Source organism: Thalassobacter stenotrophicus, assembly GCF_001458315.1.
Classification (GTDB): Bacteria; Pseudomonadota; Alphaproteobacteria; order Rhodobacterales; family Rhodobacteraceae; genus Thalassobacter; species Thalassobacter stenotrophicus.
In genome coordinates this window covers 137895-163459 of the sequence record NZ_CYRX01000008.1, presented here as the reverse complement: position 1 = coordinate 163459, position 25565 = coordinate 137895, and the positions used below count along the sequence as shown (strand labels likewise).

24 protein-coding genes, 1 other RNA gene and 1 pseudogene are annotated in these 25565 nt (G+C 57.0%); 12 read left to right on the top strand and 14 right to left on the bottom strand.

The features are described from left to right. Positions 1 to 11 precede the first annotated feature (11 nt). The gene (locus THS5294_RS02040; RefSeq protein WP_058122428.1) at positions 12 to 1811 is read left to right on the top strand and encodes an ATP-binding protein; all 1800 of its coding nucleotides are present in this window, start codon (positions 12 to 14) and stop codon (positions 1809 to 1811) included. A gap of 93 nt (positions 1812 to 1904) precedes the next feature. On the opposite strand, the gene THS5294_RS02035 is transcribed toward THS5294_RS02040, so the two are convergent. The 12 genes and pseudogenes from THS5294_RS02035 to THS5294_RS01980 form a co-directional block, all read right to left on the bottom strand. Further along, complete coding sequence (locus THS5294_RS02035; RefSeq protein ID WP_058122427.1) at positions 1905 to 2624, bottom strand: alanyl-tRNA editing protein; 720 nt, start codon at positions 2622 to 2624, stop codon at positions 1905 to 1907. Beyond that, positions 2621 to 4957 (bottom strand): mechanosensitive ion channel family protein, encoded by a 2337-nt coding sequence (locus tag THS5294_RS02030; protein ID WP_072936728.1) that lies wholly within the window; start codon positions 4955 to 4957, stop codon positions 2621 to 2623. The genes THS5294_RS02035 and THS5294_RS02030 overlap by 4 nt, the downstream gene beginning before the upstream one ends. A gap of 59 nt (positions 4958 to 5016) precedes the next feature. After that, on the bottom strand, positions 5017 to 6051 hold the full coding sequence (locus THS5294_RS02025; RefSeq protein ID WP_038002981.1) for a cysteine synthase A: 1035 nt from the start codon (positions 6049 to 6051) through the stop codon (positions 5017 to 5019). Positions 6052 to 6103: 52 nt separating this feature from the next. After that, positions 6104 to 7231: an NUDIX domain-containing protein gene (locus THS5294_RS02020; protein ID WP_072936722.1), complete on the bottom strand. Its 1128-nt coding sequence runs from the start codon at positions 7229 to 7231 to the stop codon at positions 6104 to 6106. Beyond that, a complete protein-coding gene (locus tag THS5294_RS02015) occupies positions 7228 to 7671 on the bottom strand; it encodes a TrgA family protein (protein ID WP_038002983.1) in 444 nt (147 codons plus the stop codon). The genes THS5294_RS02020 and THS5294_RS02015 overlap by 4 nt, the downstream gene beginning before the upstream one ends. Before the next feature lie 6 nt (positions 7672 to 7677). Beyond that, a complete protein-coding gene (locus THS5294_RS02010) occupies positions 7678 to 8889 on the bottom strand; it encodes an SAM-dependent methyltransferase (RefSeq protein ID WP_058122424.1) in 1212 nt (403 codons plus the stop codon). A gap of 89 nt (positions 8890 to 8978) precedes the next feature. Beyond that, the gene (locus THS5294_RS02005) at positions 8979 to 10397 is read right to left on the bottom strand and encodes a cryptochrome/photolyase family protein (RefSeq protein ID WP_058122445.1); all 1419 of its coding nucleotides are present in this window, start codon (positions 10395 to 10397) and stop codon (positions 8979 to 8981) included. 147 nt (positions 10398 to 10544) lie between these two features. Then, positions 10545 to 12205, bottom strand: a pseudogene (locus THS5294_RS02000) (BCCT family transporter). A gap of 141 nt (positions 12206 to 12346) precedes the next feature. After that, the gene (gene acuI / locus THS5294_RS01995; RefSeq protein ID WP_058122423.1) at positions 12347 to 13330 is read right to left on the bottom strand and encodes an acryloyl-CoA reductase; all 984 of its coding nucleotides are present in this window, start codon (positions 13328 to 13330) and stop codon (positions 12347 to 12349) included. Between the two features lie 12 nt (positions 13331 to 13342). Beyond that, complete coding sequence (locus THS5294_RS01990) at positions 13343 to 14443, bottom strand: dimethylsulfoniopropionate demethylase (RefSeq protein ID WP_058122422.1); 1101 nt, start codon at positions 14441 to 14443, stop codon at positions 13343 to 13345. Between the two features lie 32 nt (positions 14444 to 14475). Next, complete coding sequence (locus THS5294_RS01985) at positions 14476 to 15183, bottom strand: DUF1326 domain-containing protein (protein WP_038002993.1); 708 nt, start codon at positions 15181 to 15183, stop codon at positions 14476 to 14478. Position 15184: 1 nt separating this feature from the next. Further along, entirely contained in the window at positions 15185 to 15952 is a 768-nt protein-coding gene (locus tag THS5294_RS01980; RefSeq protein ID WP_058122421.1) for a DUF2182 domain-containing protein, read from the bottom strand. A gap of 75 nt (positions 15953 to 16027) precedes the next feature. On the opposite strand from THS5294_RS01980, the gene THS5294_RS01975 reads away from it, so the two are divergent. The 8 genes from THS5294_RS01975 to THS5294_RS01945 all read left to right on the top strand — a co-directional run bounded on the left by THS5294_RS01975 (position 16028) and on the right by THS5294_RS01945 (position 21170). Beyond that, positions 16028 to 16756, top strand: coding sequence for a FadR/GntR family transcriptional regulator (locus THS5294_RS01975; protein ID WP_058122420.1), 729 nt, complete (start codon positions 16028 to 16030; stop codon positions 16754 to 16756). Between the two features lie 79 nt (positions 16757 to 16835). Further along, positions 16836 to 17870, top strand: a complete 1035-nt coding sequence (locus tag THS5294_RS01970) for an ABC transporter substrate-binding protein (protein WP_058122419.1) — start codon at positions 16836 to 16838, stop codon at positions 17868 to 17870. Positions 17871 to 17983: 113 nt separating this feature from the next. Continuing rightward, positions 17984 to 18343, top strand: a complete 360-nt coding sequence (locus THS5294_RS01965; RefSeq protein WP_038003001.1) for a DUF4345 family protein — start codon at positions 17984 to 17986, stop codon at positions 18341 to 18343. Next, positions 18344 to 18699: a transfer-messenger RNA gene (gene ssrA / locus THS5294_RS17870) on the top strand. It begins immediately after the preceding gene. A 94-nt stretch (positions 18700 to 18793) separates the two neighbouring features. Continuing rightward, on the top strand, positions 18794 to 19255 hold the full coding sequence (locus THS5294_RS01960; RefSeq protein WP_058122418.1) for an SspB family protein: 462 nt from the start codon (positions 18794 to 18796) through the stop codon (positions 19253 to 19255). Positions 19256 to 19350: 95 nt separating this feature from the next. After that, entirely contained in the window at positions 19351 to 20742 is a 1392-nt protein-coding gene (gene fumC, locus THS5294_RS01955; RefSeq protein WP_058122417.1) for a class II fumarate hydratase, read from the top strand. Positions 20743 to 20751: 9 nt separating this feature from the next. Further along, entirely contained in the window at positions 20752 to 20955 is a 204-nt protein-coding gene (locus tag THS5294_RS01950) for a DUF4169 family protein (protein WP_072936721.1), read from the top strand. Beyond that, the gene (locus tag THS5294_RS01945; RefSeq protein ID WP_058122416.1) at positions 20952 to 21170 is read left to right on the top strand and encodes a ribbon-helix-helix domain-containing protein; all 219 of its coding nucleotides are present in this window, start codon (positions 20952 to 20954) and stop codon (positions 21168 to 21170) included. Before THS5294_RS01950 ends, THS5294_RS01945 begins: the two co-directional genes overlap by 4 nt. Here the strand turns inward: THS5294_RS01945 and aroB are convergent. Continuing rightward, positions 21167 to 22276, bottom strand: a complete 1110-nt coding sequence (gene aroB / locus THS5294_RS01940) for a 3-dehydroquinate synthase (RefSeq protein ID WP_058122415.1) — start codon at positions 22274 to 22276, stop codon at positions 21167 to 21169. The genes THS5294_RS01945 and aroB overlap by 4 nt on opposite strands. Continuing rightward, a complete protein-coding gene (locus THS5294_RS01935; protein WP_255347896.1) occupies positions 22273 to 22851 on the bottom strand; it encodes a shikimate kinase in 579 nt (192 codons plus the stop codon). The genes aroB and THS5294_RS01935 overlap by 4 nt, the downstream gene beginning before the upstream one ends. 83 nt (positions 22852 to 22934) lie before the next feature. Between THS5294_RS01935 and THS5294_RS18685 the strand changes: the two genes are divergently transcribed. Genes THS5294_RS18685 through THS5294_RS01925 form a run of 3 tightly spaced genes read left to right on the top strand, consistent with a single transcriptional unit; the run spans position 22935 to position 25550 of the window. Further along, positions 22935 to 23063 carry a hypothetical protein gene (locus THS5294_RS18685; protein WP_268873742.1) on the top strand — a complete coding sequence of 43 codons (129 nt, stop codon included), beginning with the start codon at positions 22935 to 22937 and terminating at the stop codon, positions 23061 to 23063. After that, a complete protein-coding gene (locus THS5294_RS01930) occupies positions 23053 to 24606 on the top strand; it encodes a hypothetical protein (RefSeq protein ID WP_058122414.1) in 1554 nt (517 codons plus the stop codon). Before THS5294_RS18685 ends, THS5294_RS01930 begins: the two co-directional genes overlap by 11 nt. Next, positions 24603 to 25550 (top strand): tyrosine recombinase, encoded by a 948-nt coding sequence (locus THS5294_RS01925; protein ID WP_058122413.1) that lies wholly within the window; start codon positions 24603 to 24605, stop codon positions 25548 to 25550. The genes THS5294_RS01930 and THS5294_RS01925 overlap by 4 nt, the downstream gene beginning before the upstream one ends. Positions 25551 to 25565: the final 15 nt, after the last annotated feature.

Sequence of the window (25565 nt, the reverse complement as noted above, 5' to 3'; positions counted from 1 at the left end):
TGGGTGACCATATGAATTTTAAATCAATCCGGGTTCGCGTTACGGCCGCCATTCTTATGTGCGCTGTCGTGGGTGTAGTGCTGTTCGAAGCATTCTGGCTGCCGCGATTGAACAGTATGTTAACGGAAACCCAAACAAGCGAGCTGCAAAAAGGCGTTACCATTCTGTCCGAAGGGCTATTGCCATACTTGGTGAGCAATCAAATTGGTGCAGTTTACGAGACATTGCAGAACGTTGAAGCCCAGTACCCAGAGTGGGTGCAAGTCAGCTTGTCACGCCCGGATGGTGGGCAGCTTTACCCTTTGGAGCCTTTGTCGGAACTACAAGGGGACTATCTATTTACTGAAAGCATGGCAATCTCTCTGCGAGGTGAAGATCTTGCCGTGCTGAGCGTTGTCGCCGATTTCGGGCCGCAACTCCAATACTTTCAAAACGAACAAATTCGAATTTTCTTCATTGGGATGATCATTGTCGCACTAATTTTGTTTGCGAACATTTATCTTGTGGATCGTCTCATCACACGTCGAATTTTGATGGTTACTGAGGCTGCAGATGAGTTGGCTGATGGCAACTATGACGCGGTTCTTCCAAGCGGGCCCGATGAAGTGGGACTATTGGCTAAGAGTTTCTGTTTGATGCGCGATCGTATTCGTGACCAGACCGCCAAGCTGGATGCGGCCCGTGTTCGCGCAGAATTAGCGTTAGAGGCGCGCTCACGGTTCTTGGCAACGATGAGCCACGAAATTCGAACTCCGCTCAACGGTATTATCCCGGTAGCTGAGCTGTTGCGACACTCCAAACTTGAGCCATCTCAGTTTGAAAAGGTCGATATTATCGTCAAATCTGGCAAGGCGCTGTCTGCAATTGTGAATGATATCCTGGATGTCTCTATGCTTGCTGGCGGCAAGCTAACCATTCAAAAGGTTGAGTTTTCTCCCAATGAGCTGGTGGCTGAGGCCCTAGAGGTTGTCCGCTCCACAGCGGAGCATAAGGGCCTGAAGATCGTCAACGCCTTTAACGCGCCGGCCGATATCCGGTTGCATGGTGACAATAGTCGTATTCGCCAAGTGCTGATCAACCTTCTTGGCAACGCCATTAAGTTCACGGAAAGTGGCACAATCACATTGAAGGGTTTTGCGAAGCCAAAACCCAACGGTCATATTCCGCTTCATTTTGAAGTCATTGATACTGGGATAGGCATTCCGGATGATGCAGTTTCCCGGATTTTTGAACGCTTCGAGCAGGTTGATGGCAGTATTGAGCGGCGTTTTGGTGGGACAGGTCTGGGCCTATCAATCGTAAAAGACTTGATGGATGCCATGGAGGGCAGCGTTTCTGTCACAAGCCGTATTGGGCAAGGCAGCACATTTACTCTCGACCTTGAACTCGAAGCAATTACCACCCCGCCCGTTCCCAAGGCTGAAAGCGGGATCGAACCGTTATCATACAGTGATCACCGGACCGCACTGATTGTTGATGACAATGGGATCAATAGAACCGTTGGCTCCGCAATCCTCACCAAGCTGGGATACAAAGCTGAATTGGCCGAAAATGGTGTTGTCGGTGTGTCAAAGGCGCAAGATAAAAAGTTTGATGTGATGCTCATGGATATGCATATGCCTGAAATGGACGGGCTGATCGCGACCCAAAAGATCCGGGAAACTGATGGACCGAATGCGCAAACCAAGATCATTGCTTTAACCGCGAGTGTGCAGGCTGAAGACATTGAAAAGTGCCGTACCGCCGGGATGGATGATTTCCTATCCAAGCCCATCAATATTAAAAACCTGACCATAATGCTGAGTGATTAAGGCTAGAAAATCACGCTTTAAATTAGAAAATTTGGCGACAACACTTCTCTATTTCTCAAACAGGCCGATCAAACTGCTTTTCTGATGCTCGTCTCAGTCTGCAAAGGCGACTGAGACACGACGGTTCATCCGTCCCTTGTTTTCAATCTTGACGATTTTTATTGCACCAATCTCTCGGGTGTTGACAACGTGCGTTCCACCGCAAGGTTGCAAATCAACTGTCCTGCTCTCAGAACCGATCCGTATTAAACGAACACGACCGCTGCCCATTGGGGGTGCGACGGACATCGTCTTTACCAAATGGGGCTGGGCGGCAAGTCCTGCATCCGTGATCCAACTTTCGGTAACGTCAAAATACCCGGCAATGAGCTGACTGAGTTTGGCCTGAATGGTGTTTTTGTCATCAATTGGATCTGGCATATTGAAATCCAACCGCCCCTTGTCCGCTCCAATCGAGCCGCCTGTCACCGGAAACGGCAAAACGACCGACAGCAAATGCAAAGCCGTATGCATCCGCATGTGGGCATAGCGCCGATCCCAATCTAGCCTTTGCTCAACGTCGGCGCCAATGGGCGGTAACGGATCCGGCGTCGCGGGGATAATAGCAATATCGTCCAAATCCATCTTTACGGCCGTTGCTATATCAAGTGTTCTACCATCCCACGCCAATCGCCCAGAATCGCCTGGCTGCCCCCCGCCACGTGGATAAAAAAGCGAACGGTCTAATATAATCCCGCCCTCATCCGTATGCCCGACGACACGCGCAGAAGCGGTTTTAGCGTAGGGTTCCGACCGAAATAAAGGCTCTGTCATGAGCTTGGCTCTTGTGTGCTAAGTGCCTCGGGATTGCGGAGCCAAACGTCCCGCTGTGCGAATGGAATTTCGATGCCTTCTTTCACAAACCGCTCCGCAATCGAATGGTTCATGTCGGATTTAACGCTCATCATCCAGTTCACATCCCGCAGGAATGCGCGAATTTCGAAATCTAGGCTATCTGCACCAAACCCTTGAAAAACAACGGCTGGTCCGGGATTGAGCAGGACCATGGGGTGGCTTTCTGCGATCTCTTTTAGGATACCTTCGACGCGCCGTGTATCGGTGCCATAGGCCACGCCCACGGGCACGATGACCCGGCCCGTTGTGTTCCCCAAAGTGTAGTTCGTCACGACGCCTGCGATCAGGTCGGCGTTGGGCACGATCACATCTTGGCGGTCAAACGTTTCAATCCGAGTGGAGCGGACTGAGATGTCGCGCACATAGCCAGATACGCTGCCGACGGATATCCAGTCGCCAAGCTTGATCGGGCGTTCGATGAGCAGAATAATACCGGACACAAAGTTCGATACGATGGTCTGAAGACCAAAACCGATACCAACCGACAAAGCACCTGCAACGATCGCGAGGCCAGATAGGTCAATGCCCGCAAGCGTGATCGCAACCAAAGCCGCGATGAAAAAGCCGATGTATCCGGCGCCTGACAGGATAGCGTTTTTACCACCGCTATCTAGGCGCGTTTTGGGCAAAACGGAGTTGCGCAAAACCCCTTGTAGCAAGCGAGTGATCGTATAACCGATGGCGAAAACTATGGCGAATGTAATGAAGTTGGTCGGTGAAATCACCGTGCCACCAATCGAAACTCCATTCAGAAAGCTCGACCAAAGCTCGGTCAGCGTGGCCCATCGCACACCCCAGATAAGAGCGAAGACGGGGGTCGCAAGCACCCACAAAACGATCCCAATCAAAGTTGGGATTAGTGCGTCGCCTGCATCCTCATCGCGTTGCGTCACCCAAGCAAAGATATCCTCAATCAGAGACTGAAGCGCCGCGAGCAAAGCCCAAAGGCCAAGCGAAATGATTGTCGGCCAGATCAAAAGGTGCGCCGCAGTGCTGTAACCGACCAATGACAATGCAGGGGCTGTGATGCCAACGATGATCACTATCTTGGCGATCAAGCGCAATGCGCGGGTTAGGACCGGAATGTCTTCGTTGCCCTCAGCCGCGGCGCGCGCTGCACGCAACACGGTTAACGCGAGACGGATCAATACGATGCCTGCCAGTGCGATCACCGGGAATGTCAGGACAGAGACGTACTCTGCCACCCCCTCGCCCGTGTTTTGCAGAACGTTCAATAGCGTAGCGACTGAATACAGGAGCGCTAAGCCGAGGGTCTGCCTGCGGGCTTTTGCGCGGACCGATGCGTCTAGATCTAGAACAACGCGGTGCGCATCGCCTTTGGGGAAGACTAAGATGCCCAACCAGCGCGCAGCAAGGATCGCGATGCCAATTGGAAGAAGCGTGTCGATAAGTGCTGTCAGTCGGATGCCCGAAAGACCTGCAAGTTCAAGCGCACGCCCGATCAGGATAAGGCCGACCAGCGGCAGGGCCATACGTATAAAGCTTGCGAAAAAGCTGATGGCGCGGCCTTTTGGCGTGTCTTGGCTTGGCAGAAGTGCTGCCTTACCGCGCTCGATCCAACGACCAGCACGCAACAGAAGCACTGCGGCAACAATCAGATAGAGAGCAATGGGAACCGAATTACTGCGCAGCGCAGCGCGCTCCGTCTCTGTATCAAAGGCGCGCTCAACTTCGGTACTTACTTGGTCCGAATACTTGTTCAGTGCGTCGATGGCGGGCAGCCAGTTGGCGACGTTGATCGCTCCGCGCTCAAGGTTAAAGAAAGCCTCAGTTTGGCGGCTGGCGATGATTTGGTCTATTTCGCCAATCAGGCCACCCGCGCGTTGAAAGGCCTCCGTCGCGGCAAAGCCGGGGGCCTCTTGGGCACGGAGTTGCGCCGCCAACTCCGCGCGGCGTGTCGCGATTTCTTCCGGTTCGGTGATGCCATCGGCAGGCTCTGGGCCGAGCGCTGCAATCTGATCACGTAACGTCGCGATGCGAGCTGCATTGGCCAAACGGCCGTCAGAGAATTGTGTGCGCGCATCATCAATCTGATCTCGCAAAGCCTCAAGCGCGCCTGTGGATGCAAGCGCGCGGTCGATAACGTCCTCTGCCCGTGACGCGAGGCGTTCCCACTGAGCATAATCCTCAGCGGTGAGTGTGGCGCGTGTATTTTGCGCAGATGCCGCCCCCAACAGAAGCGTCACGCTTACTAGGAGTGAGAAGAAGAGATGGAATGATACCGCTTTCATGTGCGATGTAAGCTCTTTCATGTTGATTAAACTAGCCTGCGCTTCGAAGGAGCGGTTCATTAAACGTCTTCAAAAACTGTGGGCAGGTCTTGGGGCGCACGGTCCAGCCATTCCGGCACAGGCAAGCCTTTGGACTTGAGGAATTCAGGATTGTACAACTTGGATTGATAGCGATTGCCGTAGTCACACAGGATGGTGACGATGGTATGTCCGGGACCCATTTCTTTGGCCATCTTGATTGCGCCGCCGATGTTCACACCGGTTGAGCCGCCCATGACCAACCCTTCGTCACGCAGAAGGTTGAATACAATGGGCAACGCTTCCTCATCAGTAACACGGCATACGAAATCGGGCGTGAAGCCTTCGAGATTGGCGGTGATACGTCCCTGCCCGATCCCTTCGGAGATACTGCCGCCCTCAGACTTCAACTCGCCCTCAGTGTAAAAGCTATAGAGTGCGGCGCCCATTGGATCGGCGAGGCCGACCTTCACACCCTTGGGTTGAAGCGCCTGTGCCATGCCGGCCACTGTGCCGCCCGAACCCGCGGCACAGATAAAGCCATCTACCTTGCCATCGGTTTGTGCCCAAATCTCAGGGCCGGTCGTCTCAATATGAGCTTGCCGGTTGGCGGTGTTGTCGAATTGGTTGGCAAAGATCGCCCCATTCGGTTCGGTCTGTGCCAGCTGTTCTGCAAGCCGCTTGGCATAGCGGATGTAATTGTTGGGGTTCTTGTAGGGGGCGGCCGGAACCTGCACTAATTCGGCACCAGCCAGCCGCAGCATGTCCTTTTTCTCTTGGCTCTGCGTCTCGGGGATAACGATCACCGTCTTGAAACCCATCGACGCCCCAACCAGCGCAAGCCCGATCCCGGTGTTGCCCGCAGTACCCTCAACAATCGTACCGCCGGGTTTTAGCGCGCCCGAGGCGATTGCCGCGTTAATGATATACAACGCCGCCCGGTCCTTGACGGATTGCCCGGGGTTCATGAATTCGGCCTTCCCAAGGATCTCACATCCCGTCGCCTCAGATGCGGCGCGCAACCGGATCAAGGGAGTGTTTCCAATTGCTGCCGCGAGCGTGGAATGGATGGTCATAGGTCGCCTCCTGCTGGTGTGAGGCCAGTGTTACGCGCGGGTTAAAGCGACTTCAAGCACCTGCCTGAAGGCGATTTCGCTCCGCTTGCAACCATTGTGCACTGATGATCAATGCCGCGTTTGCAGCCTCACCTGAGCGCACCATTTTCATGAGGGTATCAAAGGGCACCAAATGCGCCCGAAGGTCCTCATGCTCGGTGCTTTCCCCGCCCAATCCGGCGGCCGCATCCGGCAGATCACAGACTGCAACGTAGGACACAAATCGCTGCGCAATTCCCCCAGGGCTGGGGTAATAGGTTGAAATATGGTGTAAATTATTCGGCGTCAGCGTCAGCCCAGCTTCTTCGTGCGTTTCGCGCAAAGCGGTCTGCTCTGGGGTTTCCCCTGCGTCAATCATTCCGGCCACAGGTTCGAGCATCCACGGTTGTTGGTCCCCGCGCACCAATGCGCCGATCCGAATTTGCTCAATCAACAGAACTCGGTCGCGCACGGGATCATAGGGAAGTACAGTTACGGCATCTGTCACAACAAACACCGCGCGATCAATCGGGCCGACCTCTCCACCGTCGTGAGCTTTGTGCGACAGCGTGACTTCGTCCACACGAAAGAACGCCTCATACGGATGGCGGGTCTCGTGGATGGTTACATCCGCGCGCATCGCACCCGCGCTGATCGTTTCAGGCCGGCGCGATTGCGATGTGCTGATCGTTGAATGTGCCCTCGCACGGATAATCGCCTGACGCCGTGTTAACGTCTCGACGCTCATTCCGGCGTCATGCGCGCGCATGATTTCCGCGGCAGCCTCAACCGTCATGGCGCCATGCTTTGCAACCCAAGCGTCCAAATCCCAAGGCACCTCGCCAGGTGACAGTCCCCGCGCGCGATAAACCATCGTAGACTTCGGCCCGTTGTTGGTTTCGACCGTTTGCTCCATCAGGTCAAAAACAAAGCCTGCCTCATAGAAGTTGAGCCGCTCTTGCTCTGCCTTGGTGACGTTTTCGACTAGAATCCCGATTGCAATGCAGTTGGGTGACGCTACGAGCATGGGAAAATCCGCGCCCTCCACATGGCGCACGGAAAACCCGGGTAACTCTGCGGCTGAGACAGAGGGCTCCCGCCCCATGACGATCCGCAATAGCGGCATGTGGCGGAGCGTTCCGAAGAAAAAGAAATCCTTCACCGCCAGTTACGCGCCGTGAAGTGACCGATTAGCCCGGCCAAGACAGAGAGTCCAAAGTGGAAGCCCAATACGACGCTGTCGAAAATCTGAACGGCGTAGGATGCCGTAAAGTTCAGCATGCCGTTCAGGGCTTTCTCGGGGCTGTCGTAGCTGAGGTCTAACGATTCAGTAATCATTGTGTAAAACCCCTGCGAGACCAGAGCCAAAGCCATCAATAAACCGCCTACAAACAGGCCGTTCATCATAGAGATCGAAATAGCCTCGCCGACCATCCGCCCCAACAACCGCCAGCCAAAGAAAAAGCCAAGCAGTGCATTGTATTCTTGGAACCAACCGACCCGCACACCTTCTTCAAGTGTTTGGAGGACAACGATTTCGGAAGAAAGATAGCCAACCGCCGCCATGGCGAAGGCGCATATGAGTTTTGCGGCGGTGGGCATGTCGAATTACTTTGGTTTTTCTACGGTTATCTGAAGTACATCACATGTGCGCGAATGAAATGTCGCCGCGCAAGAGGTTAAATACACATTCCACATCCGACGGAAGCGATCGTCAAATCCTAACGAGGCGACCTGTTCCCAGCGTTCGTTAAAGGTTTCGAACCAACGACGCAGGGTGACAGAGTAGCTTTCGGCGAACTCGATGTCTTTCACTTTGCGCAAACCAGCGGCCTCAATTTCTTCGCTTAGGCGCATTGGGCTGGGCAACATCCCACCCGGAAAGATATACTTTTGGATGAAATCTACGCCCTTGCGGTACGAGTGCCAGCGTTTGTCCTGCACCGTGATGATCTGCAATGTCGCATTGCGCCCGGGATTCAAGCGATCGCGGAGAGTTTGAAAATATGTGGGCCAATACTGCTCACCCACAGCTTCAAACATTTCGATTGAGGCGATGCCGTCGTAGGTACCTGTCTCGTCGCGGTAATCTTGCAATTTGAAGGTGACCAGATCAGAAAGTCCAGCTTTTTCAATGCGGTCTACAGCGTAGTTAAACTGTTCTTGACTGATCGTCAGGCCAGTGACCTTCAGGCCTCGTTCCTTGGCTGCATATTCCGCAAAACCGCCCCAGCCGCAGCCGATTTCCAGCACATGGTCGCCGGGCTCTACGCCCATTTGGTCGACCATCATTTCGTACTTTTGGATTTGTGCGCTCTCGGTGCTTTCTTGTCCGGTTTTGAACAACGCGGACGAGTACGTCATCGTATCATCGAGCCATAACTTATAGAAATCATTGCCTAAGTCATAGTGAGCTGAGATATTCTTACGAGCCTGTTTTTTGGTGTTCCGCTGAAGCCAGAACCGCACACGTTCATAGGCTTTGACCAGTGTCAGCGCGGGATAGCCGTCATAAATGGCTTCGTTATCTGCATGTACGAAATCAAAGAAGGCCATCAGGTCGGGGGTGTCCCACCAGCCGTCCATGTAGGCCTCGCAAAAACCGACATCACCATCGCGCACTGTGCGGGCAAATAGGTCAACGTTATGAACATGCATTTCGGCCACTGGACCAGGCTGCGGCCCCTCAACCCGAAAGCTACGCCCATCGGGGAGGTGGATATCCAGACGTCCGTTTTGGACCAACTGTGCCACTGCGAAAACGCGGGCAAAATAGCGTGGGAGATTTTTTTGACCGTCGGTCGTCGTCAGAAGTGTCATTCGCGTTCCTGTCGCAGGATGTGTAAGGCCAAGTTGACAGATAGTGCGGTTCTTAACAAGTGCCGCATATGGTTACATTTTTAGAAAGGCTAACCGGATTTTAGCGCCGTGTAGGCCTCTAGCGCGCGGACCCGACCTTCGGATGTGTCAATCAAAGGGCGCAAGGGGTAACCATCGCGCACATTCATGTTCCAACTTTCGGGGATCGCCTCAAAATAGCTGAGGGCTGTTGGCTGCGGATTCGGATCCTGCTCCGCTATCCAGCGGCGCCGATAGTGGCCCTTTGGGTCAAATTTTTCGGCCTGCGTTTCGGGATTAAACACCCGGAAATAGGGTGACGCATCAGGGCCAGACCCCGCAGCCCATTGCCAGCCCATCGCGTTACTGGCTGGGTCCCAGTCAATCAAGCAGTCAGCAAACCAAGCCTCCCCAATTTTCCAATGGGTCAAAAGATGTTTGGTCAGGTAACTCGCGACCAACATGCGCGCGCGGTTGTGCATGTAGCCGGTGACATACATCTCCCGCAGGCCGGCATCGACCACGGGCAAACCTGTCTGCGCGCGCCGCCAGCTCTCCGCCTGGGGTCCATCGGTTTGCCAGCCAAATTGATCCCATTCGGGGCGCCAATTTTCGGTCGTGATCCGCGGTGTGTGGTACACAAGATGATAGGCGAACTCGCGCCAGACCAGTTCTTTCAGAAATGTCTCGGCCTGCGTGTCACCCCGCTCCAACGCAGCGCGACCCGCCAAATACGCCGTTCGCGTCGAAATCTCTCCGTAGGTCAGGTTTTCGGACAGACGACTGGTGCCGTCTTCGGCCAGCATATCGCGGGCTGAATTGTAGCGATCGACCCGACCGTCGATAAATGCATCAAGGCGGGCGCGTGCGGCAGCCTCACCTACGGTGACATGGGCGCTGACAACGTCGGCCCCACGTCCCATCGCACGACCAAGATCCCATGAGGCAAGCAGCTCGGAACTGGGCCATACTTCCGGCGCAGGTATGACGCTGGGTTCGGGCAACGCAGCCCCCGGATCACGATCCCGCACAGCCTTCCAATAGGGGGTGTAGACCTTGTAGAAACTGCCCTTCCCTGTCTCAACGGTCCAGGGTTCAAACAGCAGATGTCCGTTGTGGCTGCTGGCGTCCAGCCCTGCCTGGCGCAACCCATCTTTGACGTCTGTGTCGCGGGTGCGCGCCACCGGATCATAAAGCCGGTTCCACATTACCGTCTTGGCGCCTGTTTCCGCGGCTAGCGTCTTTAGCGCGTCCAGCGCATTCCCTTTGCGCAGGATCAGGCGGCTGCCTTTAGTTTCTAGGTCCTTGGCTATTTGGGCAATGGACAAGCCGAGCCGCCACAATGGTGCGGCGCCTTGGGCTTCAGTCTCAGGGTCAAGCACAAAGACCGGGATGACTGGCGCACCTGTTGCAATGGCCGCACTTAGCGCGGGATTGTCGGCAAGCCGCAGGTCGCGGCGCATCCAGTACAAAATGGGGGGCGTGGGCATCTGATCTCCAACATCGGCTTCCCCCTCATTTAGAACTGCGCACAGGTTTTCCACCCTCATTTAGTGGTGCGGACGCAGATTTTCGATATCCACACAAAAAGGCAAATGGCCCCCGAAGGGGCCATTCACTATCGTCTGGATCGGCGTCTATTCTGCTGGGCTAACCGTTGTTTCAAGCCCGTGCTTTTCGCGCAGACCATCGCGCCAAATCGCCTTGACCAAAGCGATGCCCATCAAGACCATCACAAAGCTGAAGGGAAGCGCGCCGATGACCATGGCCGTTTGGATCGCACCCAGACCGCCAGCGATAATCAAGCCGCCGACCACAAAGGCCAGCGCAGCACCCCAGAACAAAATGTGCGGCCGTGCTTTGGGCCCTTCGTCACCAGCGGCGTTGATCGTGTTAATGATCAAAACCGCGCTATCGGCCGACGTTACGAGATAAGTCAGAAGCAAGATCACAACGATGACGGACATGATCCAAGCAAGGCTTTCGGAGAGGATAACCGCCAGCATCGCGAACAGCTGATCGGCTTGGCCCGCGCCGGTGATGGCCCCATTGGCAGCCCCGTTCAGTTCCAGATCGATGGCGGTGCCACCTACGATCGCGAACCAAACAAAGCACATCAGAGCAGGGATAATCATCGCCCCAGAACGTATTCACGGATCGTGCGGCCCTTGGAAATCCGCGCCAGAAATACGCCGACAAAAGGTGCAAACGCGATCCACCATGCCCAATAGAAGATGGTCCAGCCACCCTGCCAATCGGCCAATGCATCGCCCTGCTCGGTCCCGTCTGCGGACCACACGGTGAGGATATTGCCAGGGATCGAGGCCAGATAATCCCAGATGCCAACAAACAGCGCCTGGAGGCCAAAGAAGGTTGACCCAAACGCCAAGAAGAACGCGAGGATAAAGAACGACAGCCCCATGTTGATGTTCGAAAGCCACTTGATGCCTTTACCCACGCCCGAAAGCGCCGACAGGGTCGAGGCCCCCATAATGACAACCAGCGCGACCACGATCCCGGTAGTGGAGGAGCTGACACTGCCGTCCGCTGCCGTCACCTGAAGCCAATCGCCAAAGCCGATCCGCACAAGGCCCGATACGAACTGTTCAACCCCAAAGCCCAACGTTTGAGCCACGCCAAGAACAGTCGCGACAACGGCCACGACATCTACGGTATGCCCAATCGGACCCGACAGTTTGGCACCAAAAATTGGAGTGAGCGCGGAGCGGATCGTCAGTGGAAGCCCCCGCCTGTAGGAGAAAAAGCCCAAGGCAAGCCCCACAATCGCGTAGGACGCCCACGCCGCCAACCCCCAGTGCGTGAACGACCACACATAGGCTGAGCGGACGTTGCCGGCGGTTGATCCTTCGGTCTGGCCCATAATCGTCGAGGGGTTTGAGGCCCAGTGATACATCGGCTCAGCAGTGGCAAAGGTCAGCATCCCGATGCCGATCCCTGCCCCGAACATCATGGAAAACCATGAGAAATTGGAAAACTCAGGCCGGTCCGTTTCCAGCCCCAATCGCATGCGCCCCGCCGATGGCCACAGCGCGAGCAGGAAACACAACACCACAAAGAACGCCATCGCATAGACGTACCAGTAGCTAAAAGAGGCAAGGATAAACCCATTGATGGACCCCAGCACACTGGCCGCTTGGTCCGGAAAAGCGATGGCCCAGATAATAAGCGCCCCGACCAAGATCTTGGCCGTGACGGTGACGTCTTTGGTAAAGCCTTTGTAGAAGCCACTCGCCGCCGTTTTAATCGGCAGCATCGTGATTGGTTCTTTGATTGGCATAATCTCAGTCCCTGTTTTTTAATAATTTTGTAGAGTAAGCCTAACACAGCGGGCAAAATTTGCAAAAAACCAAAGAAAATGCGCGCTCGGATGGTTCCGAACGCGCGAAAGTGATTTAGGCTTGGTGACTTAGGCTGTTGCCTAAGCGTTTAAGTCCACAACGACGCGGCCTTTGACGTTGCCCTTAAGGATATCGCGACCCAGTTGCGGCAGATCGCTCAGCGTGGCGGGCTGCACCATGGCTTCTAGTTTTTCCATGGGCAGATCGCTTGCGATACGTTTCCACGCAGCGACACGGTTTTCGTAAGGCTGCATGACGCTGTCGATACCCAAAAGGTTCACGCCGCGCAGCAGAAACGGGATGACGGTGGCTGGCAAAGCCGCACCACCCGCAAGACCGACGGCCGAAACGCTGGCGCCATACTTCATCTGGCCCAAAACGCGCGCCAGCATGTCGCCGCCCACCGCATCGACGCAACCGCCCCATGCTTCGGCCTCTAGCGGACGTTTGGTTGTCTCATTGATGTCCTCACGGGCTACGATCTGGGTCGCGCCAAGGTCTTTGAGGTAATCGGCTGTTTCGGGCCGTCCTGTCACGGCGGCTACTTCATGGCCCAGGTTCGACAGGATTGCCGTTGCGACCGAACCAACGCCACCAGCGGCACCTGTGACCAATACGGGGCCATCCTTGATGCCGTGTGCCTCAAGCGCCATCACGGCGAGCATTGCAGTGAAACCAGCAGTACCAACAGCCATTGCTTGGCGCGTTGTGATGCCTTCGGGCAGTGGGACAAGCCAATCCGCGTTGACGCGCGCCTTTTGGCCGTAGCCGCCCCAATGCGCTTCGCCGACGCGCCAGCCTGTCAGTACGACCTTGTCGCCGGGTTTGTAGCGGTCATCGTCCGATGCCTCTACCGTGCCGGCAAAGTCGATGCCGGGGACGTGCGGATAGTTCCGCACCAAGCCGCCGCCGGGCCCAATGCACAGCCCATCCTTGTAGTTAACGGTCGAGAATTCCACCGCCACAGTGACGTTGCCCGCAGGCAAATCGTCCAGTGTCAGCGACTGTACCGCTGCGTGGGTCTTGCCTTCATCGTCTTTGGTCACAACCAGAGCGTTGAACATGGGTCTCTCTCCTTAAATCCAGAATTTTTCTTTAACGATGGCGCCTTTGGGGCCGTCGGGGGTTTCGACCGTTAGTTCGGTGCCGTCGTCCCAATGGGTCATACGCACCATGCCAATCCCGACGGAGCCGCCAAAATCAGGGGACGTCGCGGCCGAGGTCACCTGCCCCACCTGCTTGCCCTTGGCCATTAGCTTCCACGGGCGATCACAGGGCCCCACTGGGCCATCAATCGCAATGGCGCGGATTTGCTTGACCGGGCCTTCTTTGGCAACGCGCAACAGGGCATCCCGGCCCACACAACCAATCGCAGTCTGCGTGTTGCAGAATTTGCCAAGGCCACATTCGTGGGGCGTGTTTTCGCGGGTCATGTCGTTGCCATAGGATAGCAAACCGCCCTCAATCCGCTCAATCAGGTTGGGGCACCCGGCGTGCACGTCTAGGTCCTTGCCCGCCTCCATCAGCGCATTCCACAGAGGCATGCAGATATCGGCGCCTTCGACGTAAATCTCAAAACCACCCTGCTTGGAGTAACCAGAGCGCGCGATAATCATGTCCCGTCCTTGGAAGTCGAAGTGGCCGAACCGGAAGAACCGCAGATCCGACACGGTGCTGCCAAACACGCGCGACATCAACTCATCTGACTTTGGCCCTTGGATCGCGAGCGGACTGACGTCAGGCTCATCCACCAGTACATCCAAGCGGTAGCCGTAGGCGATGCCTTTGACCCACAGCAACAGATCGCTGTCAGCAATTGAGATCCACCAACGGTCCTCGGACAGTTTGACGGCCACGGGGTCGTTCAACATGCCTCCGGTTTCATCCACTGTTGGGATGTAGAAACACTGCCCCGGCAGCATGCCGCGCAGGTCACGTGGCGTGAGCATCTGCATCAGACGCGCGGCATCAGGCCCGCGCAATTCCACCTGTCGCTCAACCGCGACATCCCAAATCTGCACCGCAGACTTGAGGTGGTGATAGTCTTCCTCAACCGAGCGGAACACCGTCGGCAAGAGCATGTGATTATAGACTGTGTACCCCTTGGCACCAGCGGCCTCCACACCTTCGGCAAAGTTGGTGCGACGCAGACGACGCGAAAACGCGATTGCGGCCATGTTAGATCCCTCCAAAGATCATAAAGACGGCATCAGAGCGGCTTTGGGCCACCCCAGTTAATCGGGCAGATTTCGGCGGATTTGCCGCCAAAGTCCCAAACGCGCCCGTAGTCACGGACCTTAGACCGCAGACCGGTCGCGGCGATGATGTCGGGACCCATCCAGTACTTGGAGTTGGACACCATGACGGGGTGATCGGGGCTTTTGCCGTCAATCATCTCAATCTCGCCTTGGATTTTGCGCCCGATGTTGATGGAGCGTTTCTTGCCATCACGCACGATCTCAACGGGAGCACGTTCGGCGCCGATGATCTCGGACACGAGCATGGTGAACAGACCCGTGGTGCCGCCAGCCGCGCCAGACAGGATTTGCAGCAGGCCGTTGTAGGCTTTGCCGGTCGCATTTTCGTCGACGTAGGCCGCGACCTTCCAGTTGCCCTCGCCCATGCGGCCGGGAATATCGACCAAAAGGCCGACGTTCAGACCGGCAAGGCTTTCGCCCTCAAAGTGGCCGTCATCAATCGCGATGGCCATCCACGCGTGGCAATGCCCCTCGGTGGGAGGATGCGCGCCGAGCGACACAACACAGGGACAAAACACGGTGCATGAGCAGTTGAGAAACAGCTCACCCTGAATGGCCCAGTTTGTGGGGTTCATCGTGCGGCGGCCCGGGTTGGGCATCCGTTGGTCGATCCGTTGCGATATGGGCAACCGGTCTGCTTCAGCGCGTTGTTTGGACATATCAGGCTCCGTTGAACAGAATGTTGGCCGCCAGCACGAGGCCGCCAGCGATGAGGGCAAAGCCCATTGGTTTCGTAAGACGATGGCCGATTTGCGGGAGTTTTTCGAGGACCATGAACAGGGTCGCAGCCCCCATCCACAACAGGCTCATGACGCCGCCCGCAAAGCCAAGCGCCATAAAGCCCCAGCAACAGCCGACACAAAATGCGCCAAGGCTCAGGCCCATGCGCAGCCCGCCCGCAAAACCGGTGCGCCAGTGGCCGAGAAAGTAATGCATGGGCGCGTGGCACACCCCATGGCAGATTTCTTTGGTGCGGCTAAACTGAAAGACACCAACCGCGATCAAAAGGGCCGCCGTGATCCACAGTGACGTCGCAGCCCCCATCATATCCAACAACCCGGCCCCCCGTAGGCCCAATTGCAGTGCTGCGATGCCCGCAGCGAATGCGACCCAAACGGCAAAGTAGCCCAGCAACACGCCTGACCACCCTGTCCGGGTGCCATCAGCGTTTGCGATCAAGTCTTCGTAGGCGCGCAGTGTCGGGACCAGCGTCGGCAACATCATCGCCGCCATCATCGCAGCCCACATGATGAACAGTGGCACAAAGCTGCCCATCATCATATCCATCATCATCGGGTTCATCGCAGGCGTCGCGCGGCCAAAAACGTCTAGCCCCATGCCGATGCTCATGGCATACATAAGCCACCAAGCCGCAAGAATGCTGGCAAAGAAAACTAGCCACAAAGTGGACCGAATGACTGACTGCATCGTGCGAACCCTCCCCCGACTCAAACGACCGATTTGCGTGGGGCAGCTTGTCGCAGTTTTTCAATTGTCTGACAAATGAAAAACGCGTCACCGTCTGCCTCTGATCTATCGGCGAAAATTGCCGATGCACTGCGCCAAGAAATCATCTCGGGCGTGCTCTTGTCCGATGATCGCCTCCCGTCTGAGGCTGATCTGTGTGAGAAATTTGACGTGTCGCGCAGCACCGTACGCGAGGCTTTGAAGCGGCTCGCAGCACAAAACCTGATCCGCACACAGCGCGGCCACACGGGCGGCGCGTTCGTGAATAAACTGACGTTTGATGCGGCCGTCACCCAGCACATCAGCACCTCAACACTCTTGCTGTCTATGAATGCCGTCAGCTTTGAGACCGCCTGTGAGGCCCGCTTTACGCTGGAGCGTGCCTGCGCAGGTCTTGCCTGTGCCCGGCGCGAGCGTGAGACATTTGATCTGATGAAAGCTGAGGTGGACCGCCAAAGTGACCCTGCCCTGAGTGATGAAGCATTCTGTGCAAGTGACGTGGCGTTTCACCGGGCCTTTGTAGATGCCGCCGACAACCCGGTACTGTCTTATCAACTCGCTGGGGCGGTTGAGGCGATGCAGCCCTTGATGAATATGATCACCTTTCCCGCGCGGGACCGTGCCCGGATCGTGGCGCTGCATATCGGGATGGCCAATGCCCTCAAGGCGCGCGACGCAGATGAGGTGACAGCACTACTGCATGAGTTGGAAACCTACACGCTAGAATTGGCCGATACGTACCGCGCGCGCAGGGCTGGCACGTAACACCTATATATCACGCTTGAAGCGGCGGCCTTCCGGCTCTAGTTTCCGCTTCAACAGAATGGTCCAACGGGAGTGACCCATGACACTGAAACTCACCCTTTTGACGGGCACAGCCCTCGCATTTGCCTCCGCCGCACAGGCCGACTTGCTGGTCTTTGACTATGCCGGTTTCGAAGACCCTGCGTTCCACGCGGATTATGTGACCAAACACGGTCAGAGCCCAGAGTTTTCGTTCTTTGGCGACGAGGAAGAAGCCTTCCAAAAGCTTCGCTCGGGCTTCAAGGCGGACGTGACCCATATCTGCGCGGGCTCTGCCACTAAGTTCATCGAATCCGGCATCATTGTACCGTGGGATACGGCGAAACTGGATCAATGGGGCAACCTCGACACCGATCTCGCGGGTGAGCAAATCAGCGGTCAAGGCGAGGTGTTCTTCTTGCCGGTCGACTATGGCTCGACCGCCATTGCCTACAACGCTGAGGACGTCCCCGCCGAGGATGTTGCCTCGCTCAACGTCTTCTTGAACCCAAAGTACGCGGGCCGCATGACTTTGCCCGACAATGTGGATGACGCCTACGCGCTTGGTTATCTGGCCACCGGTACGACCAACTGGCAAAACGCGACGCCCGAGCAGTTCGCCGCCGCATCCGACTGGCTGCGTCAGGCGCACGCCAACCTGCGCACCTATTGGACCGACCCTGCCGAGCTGAGCCAACTGCTTGCCTCCGGTGAGGTGCTGGTCAGCTGGGCGTGGAACGAAACGCTGCCCACAATGGTCGACGAAGGCTTCCCCATCGGCTTTCAACGCGAGGCGGCCGAAGGGTCTTCGCTTTGGCTGTGTGGCTACGTGAAAATGGCCGAAGGCACCGGCGCGTCCGAGGATCTGGTCTATGACTTCGTGAACGCAATGCTCGCGCCAACCTCGACCACGGCCCTGTTGGATGCTGGCTACGGCCAGTCCAACGCGGTTGCGATGGCGGACAAAGGCGAAGAGGCTCTTGTAGCATCGGGCCTTGGCCAAATCAGCGCGCCTGTACTGGCACAGCTGCCCATGGATGGACGCCTTCGCGAAATGCAGGCCGCAGAATTTGAAAAAATCAAAGCCGGCTTCTAATCGCCTTTCCACCTGACTTTGAGCGCGCCCCGGATGTACGTAACATCGCCGGGGCGTTTTCATTGGTCCAATCGCTCGGCTGCGCCGTACATAGTTAAAAGGAGCTTTTGAGCATGGACCTAATTTTCAATCTGATATTTGTGGCGTTGTCCGTTGGGCTTGGCGCCATTGGCTGGCTTGCGCCACGCTACACCATGAGCCTCCTTGGCCTCACGGATGGCAGCGTCCGCGGCATGGGCACATCAGAAATTCGGGCCGCGTCGGGGGCTTTGTTCGTGCTGGTGGGGATCGGTGCGTTGATCATGAACACACCCGCGGGCTACGCGATGATTGGGTTTGTATGGCTTGGTGGCGCTATGGGGCGTGTCACCTCGGGCATGTTAGAGGGCTGGACCCAGAGAAAGTTCGGCTTTTTTGTGACCGAGCTGGTCGTAGGCGTTGGCGCATTGGCCGTGAACTGGCCTCACCTCTGAGCCCTTGCACCTTGGGCAATGGGCGCTTATATCAGAGGTGTCTCGGCAACGGGACTATCGTGATAAACGCGCTCGTAATACACGGCTCGGACCCGGGGGCGGTACCCGGCGACTCCACCAACACTCCCTTCATTTGAGGGACGCGCGGGGTCGAAACAGGATCGACGGACGTTTAAAGGTGTTAGCTTTCACGCGGCGGGATACCACCGTTATTGGTTCACTTAAGCTAGTTGCAAATGACAACAATGCTCCGGTAGCCCTGGCTGCGTAAGCAGTTCGGAAAACCGAAAATTAAGTCCTAGAGCTTAGCAGCTCTAGGCGGGGTTCGCAGGTACCTGGCAACAGAAACCTGCACTTACCTTCCCTCTCAAATTGCAACGCGTTAACTATGGCAATGACCATAGAATCCCCTATGGTGGTACATGACCGATTTGACAAAGAGTGTTCGCAATGACTGCATCTATTGACTACGGAAATCTGATGCATAACGCGATGCGTGGGCTCATTCAGAATGTGCTGACGCGTGTAGCTGAACAGGGCCTGCCCGGCGATCATCACTTCTTTATCAGCTTTGACACGACCCACTCAGGCGTGGCCATCGCAGACCGTCTGCGTGAGCGGTATCCCGAAGAGATGACCATCGTCATCCAACACTGGTTCGAAGACTTGATCGTGACCGATAAGGGTTTTTCGATCACGTTGAACTTTGGTGACACGCCAGAACCGCTTGTGGTCCCGTTTGATGCGCTCAAGACGTTTGTTGATCCTTCTGTCGAATTTGGTCTTCGGTTTGAAACTCAGGACATGCCTGATGATCTTGAGGCCAATGACGATGATCCCGATGATGATGACCAACCCGAGCCCCCCAAAGGCGATGGGCAAGTTGTGTCATTGGATCAATTCCGCAAATAACAAACTTGCGTGCTGCGACACGTGCGCATTTGTGCCCCGCGTCGGGACTCGTTAAACGGCATGCAACAGCATACCGCACCTGAGGGATTCATATCATGACCACCACCCGCACCGAGACTGACAGCTTTGGCCCCCTGGAGGTCCCTTCGGACAAGTATTGGGGCGCACAGACACAACGCTCGATCATGAACTTCCCCATCGGTTGGGAAAAACAGCCCGTTGCCATCGTGCGCGCATTGGGTGTGATCAAGCAGGCCTGTGCCAAGGCCAACACTGCCTCCGGCAAGCTACCCGCCCAAATCGGCGAAGCGATCCAAGCCGCCGCTGCCGAAGTCGTCGCTGGCAAGCTGGATGATAACTTTCCGCTGGTCGTGTGGCAAACAGGGTCCGGCACGCAGTCCAACATGAACGCCAACGAAGTGATCGCCAACCGCGCCATCGAAATGCTGGGCGGCACATTGGGCACCAAAGACCCCGTTCACCCCAACGACCACTGCAACATGGGTCAGTCGTCGAACGACACCTTCCCCACGGCCATGCACATCGGCACCGCGATGACCGCGCGTGACGTTCTGTTGCCCGGCCTCGTCAAACTGGCAGAAGCACTTGAAGCCAAAGTTGCCGAGTTTGATGGCATTATCAAAATTGGCCGCACGCACACGATGGATGCGACGCCCCTGACATTGGCCCAAGAATTTTCGGGCTACGCGCATCAAGTGCGCATGGGGATTGCACGCATCGAAGCGGCCCTGCCCCGGATCAACGAATTGGCCCAAGGCGGTACAGCCGTCGGCACCGGCCTGAACACCGCACCGGGTTGGAGCGAGGAAGTCGCCGCCAACATGGCCGAAATCACCGGCTTGCCCTTTGTAACTGCGCCTAACAAGTTCGAAGCCTTGGCCGCCCACGATGCAATGGTCGAAATGTCCGGTGCGACAAAAACCGTAGCGGCCTCGCTGTTCAAAATCGCAAACGACATCCGTTTACTCGGCTCTGGCCCGCGCTGTGGTCTGGGCGAATTGATGCTGCCCGAGAACGAGCCCGGCTCGTCGATCATGCCCGGCAAAGTCAACCCAACCCAATGCGAAGCCCTGACGCAGGTCTGTGCCCATGTGTTCGGGAACGACGCGGCCGTTGGTTTCGCAGGCTCGCAGGGGCACTTTGAGCTGAATGTCTACAAGCCAATGATGGCCTATAACGTGTTGCAATCCATGCAGCTTTTGGGTGACGCAGCGGTGGCCTTTACCGATAATTGTGTGTCGGGCATCCGCGCCAACGAAGACCGTATCGCCAGAATTATGCGCGAAAGCCTTATGCTGGTGACGGCACTTGCGCCCACCATCGGCTATGACAACGCAACGACGGTCGCGAAAACCGCACACAAAAACGGCACAACCCTCAAGGAAGAGGCAATTGCGCTGGGGTTTGTGGACGAAGAGACGTTTGAGAAAGTCGTACGCCCCGAGCAGATGATCGGGCCTAAGTAAGGATAGCGTTTGAGCAATAAAAACGTGATCAATCTCAACCGCGCCCGCAAATCCCGGGCGCGGACTGAGAAAGCGGCGCGAGGCGCTGAAAATGCGGTCAAGTTCGGCCGCACCAAAGACCAACGTGTCCTAGAGCGTCGTTTGGACGGTAAGGACAAAACCCAGCTTGATGGCCATAAGATCGGGGATGCGCCCGAAACCCCTAACACATGAGCCGCCCGAAAAAACGCTCACTGACGTTGCGCGGACACCGCACAAGCGTTTCACTTGAAGATGAGTTTTGGGAAGCTTTCGGTGCGATAGCGGCACGTGAAGGCAGAAGTATCAATGCTTTGGCGGCCGAAATTGATGCAGAACGTGTTCTGAAGTCAGGCCTCGCCGGGGCCATTCGGCTGTATGTTCTAGCGTGGTATCAGGCGCGCGATTAGGCGGCGTCCTCTAAGACCCGCAAGACTTCGTCCCGTGGCACATCGCCAGTGACAAAGGCCGCTCCAATTCCGCGCGCAAGGATGAACCGCAACTGCCCTGCGACAACCTTTTTGTCCTGTCCCATGAGGGTCAGAAGTGCCGCCGCATCGGGCAGGTCACCGGAAATGTCGCGCAAATCCCGCATCATCCCCATCTGATCAAGGTGCTCGCCCACGCGGCTTGGCGCCTCTTGGCTGCACAGGCCCAAACGCGACGACAGCTCAAACGCAAGCGCGCAGCCGATAGCCACGCCTTCACCATGCAACAGACGCGCGCCGTCGTAGCCTGTTGCGGCCTCTAACGCGTGGCAAAAAGTGTGGCCAAGGTTCAAGAGCGCCCGATCGCCCTGTTCAGTTTCATCCCGGGCGACGATGTCTGCCTTCATTTGCACGGAGCGGGTCACAGCCTGCTGGCGCAGAACCATGTCACCTTTTGCAAGTGCGGGGCCGTTCGCCTCTAGCCAGGCGAAGAAATCCGCGTCGCCTAAAAGACCATATTTGGCGACCTCACCGTAGCCGGCAAGGAAATCTCGTGGCGCGAGGGTGCCCAGCACCTCAACATCCGCTAGCACAAGCGTGGGTTGATGAAACGCCCCCACAAGGTTTTTGCCGTGCCGCGTGTTGATCCCGGTTTTGCCGCCAACAGAACTATCGACCTGCGCCAGCAAAGACGTCGGGATCTGCACAAACCGCACGCCCCGCCGCAAAATCGCAGCTGCAAAGCCGACCAGATCCCCGATCACGCCGCCGCCAAAAGCCACGACCATATCGCCGCGCTCAACCTCATGATCCAGCAGCCATTCGACGCATGTTTGAAGATGCGCCCATGATTTCGTGGTCTCACCCGGCTCCAACTCCAGCACTGGGCCTTTGATCCCGACGGTTTTGAGGGATGATTTAAGGGTTGCTAGGTGCAAACCCGCCACACGTGTTTCGGTGATCACGAACACCCGAGGACGCTTCAGGAGGGGCGCAATCGCGCCTCCGGCCACGCTCAAAAGGCCCGCGCCGATCCGCACGTCATAGGCGCGCTCACCCAACGGGACATGGACTACATTTTCGCTCATACCGGGGTCTCCGTCAGAATGCCTGCGTCTTTCAAGACGTCGATCACGACGTCCACCATGGCCTCAATGCTGTAATCGGGACGGCAGTCGGCCACCAAATCCGCCATCTCATAGGACGGTGTGCGCGCAGCCAACAGGTCCGCCAAGGTTTGCTTGGGGTTTTCTGTGCGCAGCAAGGGCCGCGTGTCTTTGTGTTTTACACGTGACCAAAGCAGTTCGATATCGGCCCGCAGCCACACCGCAACACCATGGCCGGTGATCAAATCCCGCGTTTCGGGGCGAAGATACGCCCCACCACCGGTTGAGATGATCGCAGGCGCCTCACGCAAAAGGCGCGCGATGACCTCGGCCTCACGGGCGCGGAAAAACGTCTCCCCGTCGCGGGCAAAAATCTCGGCGATGCTACAGGCGGCGGCTTGCTCAATCTCGGCGTCGGAATCGCGAAACATCACCCCAAGGCGTTTGGACAAGGCCATCCCCACAGCGGATTTTCCGGCGCCCATCATGCCCACCAAAACTACGGGTTTCAGCAGGACGAGCGAGCAGTCGGTCGCGGTTGGCAAGTGTTCGCGCAAGTTTGATGGCTCCGTTAGGTGGCGTGGTGCGGCTGAGAGTGCTATTTATATCTTGGGCATAAAAGCAACAGAAGGCAGCGTCCATGGGCAGACTGGTAAAATATCTCGTGATCCTCGCGATTTTGGGCGCGGGGGGGCTGTACGGCTATTCGTATCTTTTGACGGCGGATGTCGCACCTGTGTCTTTGGTGGTGCCGGTTGATGTTAACTAAAACTGCTGCAAGCGTTGCGGCGCTTGGGCTGATGGTGACAGTTGCGTTCGCGTCGGGGGGCGATGAACCCGTTTCGTCGCAAGAAGGTCCGCGCTCGGCGATTGAGTGGTTGACCGATCCTGCGTCCTTAATGCGGTTGATCGTTGAGCCTGAAGCACAAGCAGAACAAGCGCGCGATCCCATCCAAACCACGCTGCTGGGTGGGCAAACCTTGGGCGGTGTTGGGCTGTTGTCGCCTCTGATTACCGGGTTGCCGAACGATACGTTTGCGAATGCAAGGCCGGAGCGTTTGTTGACCCTGCTGGCTGACTTACGCCCCAGTGATTTGCCTGCCCTACAAGACCTCGCTCTGGTTTTATTGTTGGCCGAACTGTCGCCCCCAACCACCGCAGATGGCGGGACCGCGCTGTTGCGAACCCGGGTGGAGAGGTTGATTGCGTTTGGGGCCATTGATCAGGCCCAAGCCCTGTTGGAGCAAGCTGGGGCCGACACGCCCAAGCTGTTTGACTTGTGGTTTGACGTGTCCCTTCTTAGCGGCGATGACGCGCAGGCCTGCGCCACGTTGCGCCGTGCGCCTAATCTGACCCAGGATCTCGGGGCGCGTATTTTTTGCCTTTCGCGCGGTGATGACTGGGCCGCGGCCTCTCTCACGCTTGAGGCAGGCCGCGCGCTTGGTGAGATTGCCCCTGACGATGCGCTATTGCTCGGTCAGTTTTTAGATCCCGAAGCCTTTGAGGGCACGCCCCTGCCCTCACTACAGGGTCAAATGACGCCATTGCGTTTTCGGCTTTTGGATGGGTTGGGTGAGCCGCCTGCGACCTTGGCCCTGCCCCTCGCCTATGCCGTTTCAGACCTGCGCGACACAATCGGCTGGAAGGCTCAGATTGAGGCCGCAGAGCGGCTTGTCCGCACCCAAGCCATCGCACCCGAGCGTCTGCGGGCGTTGTACACGGAGCGCAAACCGGCAGCATCAGGTGGCGTGTGGGACCGTGCGGCCGCTTTTCAAGCCTTTGACGCCGCGTTGAAATCGGGTGATCCCGGCGCAATCGCCAACGCCCTGCCCGAGGTCTGGGCCGCCATGTCACGCGCGGGCCTTCAAGTCCCTTTTGCGCGGATGTTCGGCGCAGAATTGACGGACCTGCCGCTTGCACCCTCGGCGGCGCAATTGGCGTTTAAAATCGGTCTCCTGTCCAAGGAGTATGAGAAAGTTGCGGCCTCGGACGCGCGATCTGACCTGCCCCGGGACGTTTTTGCACGGTCCATCGCGATGGGCGTTGCCGCTGATCCGCGCGGGCTTGGCCCCTTGGCGGAGGCGATCACATTGGGCTTTACCCTCCCGCAGGTACCAGAGCCGTTTGCCGCCCTCGTTGCCGATAATCGTTTGGGAGAGGCCTTGTTGCGGGCGCTTTTACTCTTGCAGGACGGCGCGCAAAGCGATCCCGGTGATATTGCCGCCGCCCTCGTATTACTGCGCACCAACGGGTTGGAGGCTGTCGCACGGCAAGCAGCTCTGCAACTTATGCTCATGGAACGCGCGATATGAGTGCCCCCCGCAATGCCGCCCTTTGGGTCGATACGTTCATTGAGGCGCAGGCCGCCGAATTGGACGCCGCCCAAAACACCCAGCTCGCCTATGCACGCGATCTGATGGATTTCGTGGCGTGGTCGGATGGGCCGGGGAATGTGTTTTCGGCAGTTACAAAGGCCGATGTTGAGGCGTACCTGATCCATTGTGAGGCCCAGGGATTGGCGGCTTCGACCCGGGCCCGGCGCTTGTCCGCGCTCAAGCAATTGTTTCGTTTTGCCTATGAAGAAGGCTGGCGCGCAGATAACCCGGCGATGCAAATAAAGGGCCCGGGCAAAACCAAATCCTTGCCACAGACATTGCCGCCAGAGGCGGTTGAGGCCCTGCTTCTAGCGGCCGAACAAACCGCCAAAACTGCACATGACCGCGCCCGGGATACCGCACTGATGCGGCTTTTGTACGCCACGGGCATGCGCGTCTCTGAATTGGTTGGCCTGCCCGTCGCGGCCGTGCGCGGGAACCCCAACATGGTGTTGGTCCGAGGCAAAGGTGGCCGTGAACGAATGGTGCCATTATCCCCCGATGCACGAGAGGCCGTTGGTCATTGGCTCTCCATCCGCGATGCCCGTGAAGATACGCTCCGAATGGAAGCGGGAACGCCTCCATCGCGGTTCTTGTTTCCGTCCAATGGAAAATTGGGGCATCTCACGCGGAATTGGTTCTTTACCCGGATCAAACGTTTCGCGCTTGAGGCCCAGTTGGATCCATCCCAGATTACGCCACACACCCTGCGCCACGCATTTGCGACGCATTTGTTAGCGGGTGGCGCGGATTTGCGGGTGATCCAAACCCTTCTGGGGCACGCAGATGTCTCAACAACTGAGATATACACTCATGTCCTTGATGCGCGGTTAAAGGACCTTGTGCTCCACAATCATCCTTTGTCGTCTGATGCGTCCTGACAGGCGTTCGCGCAC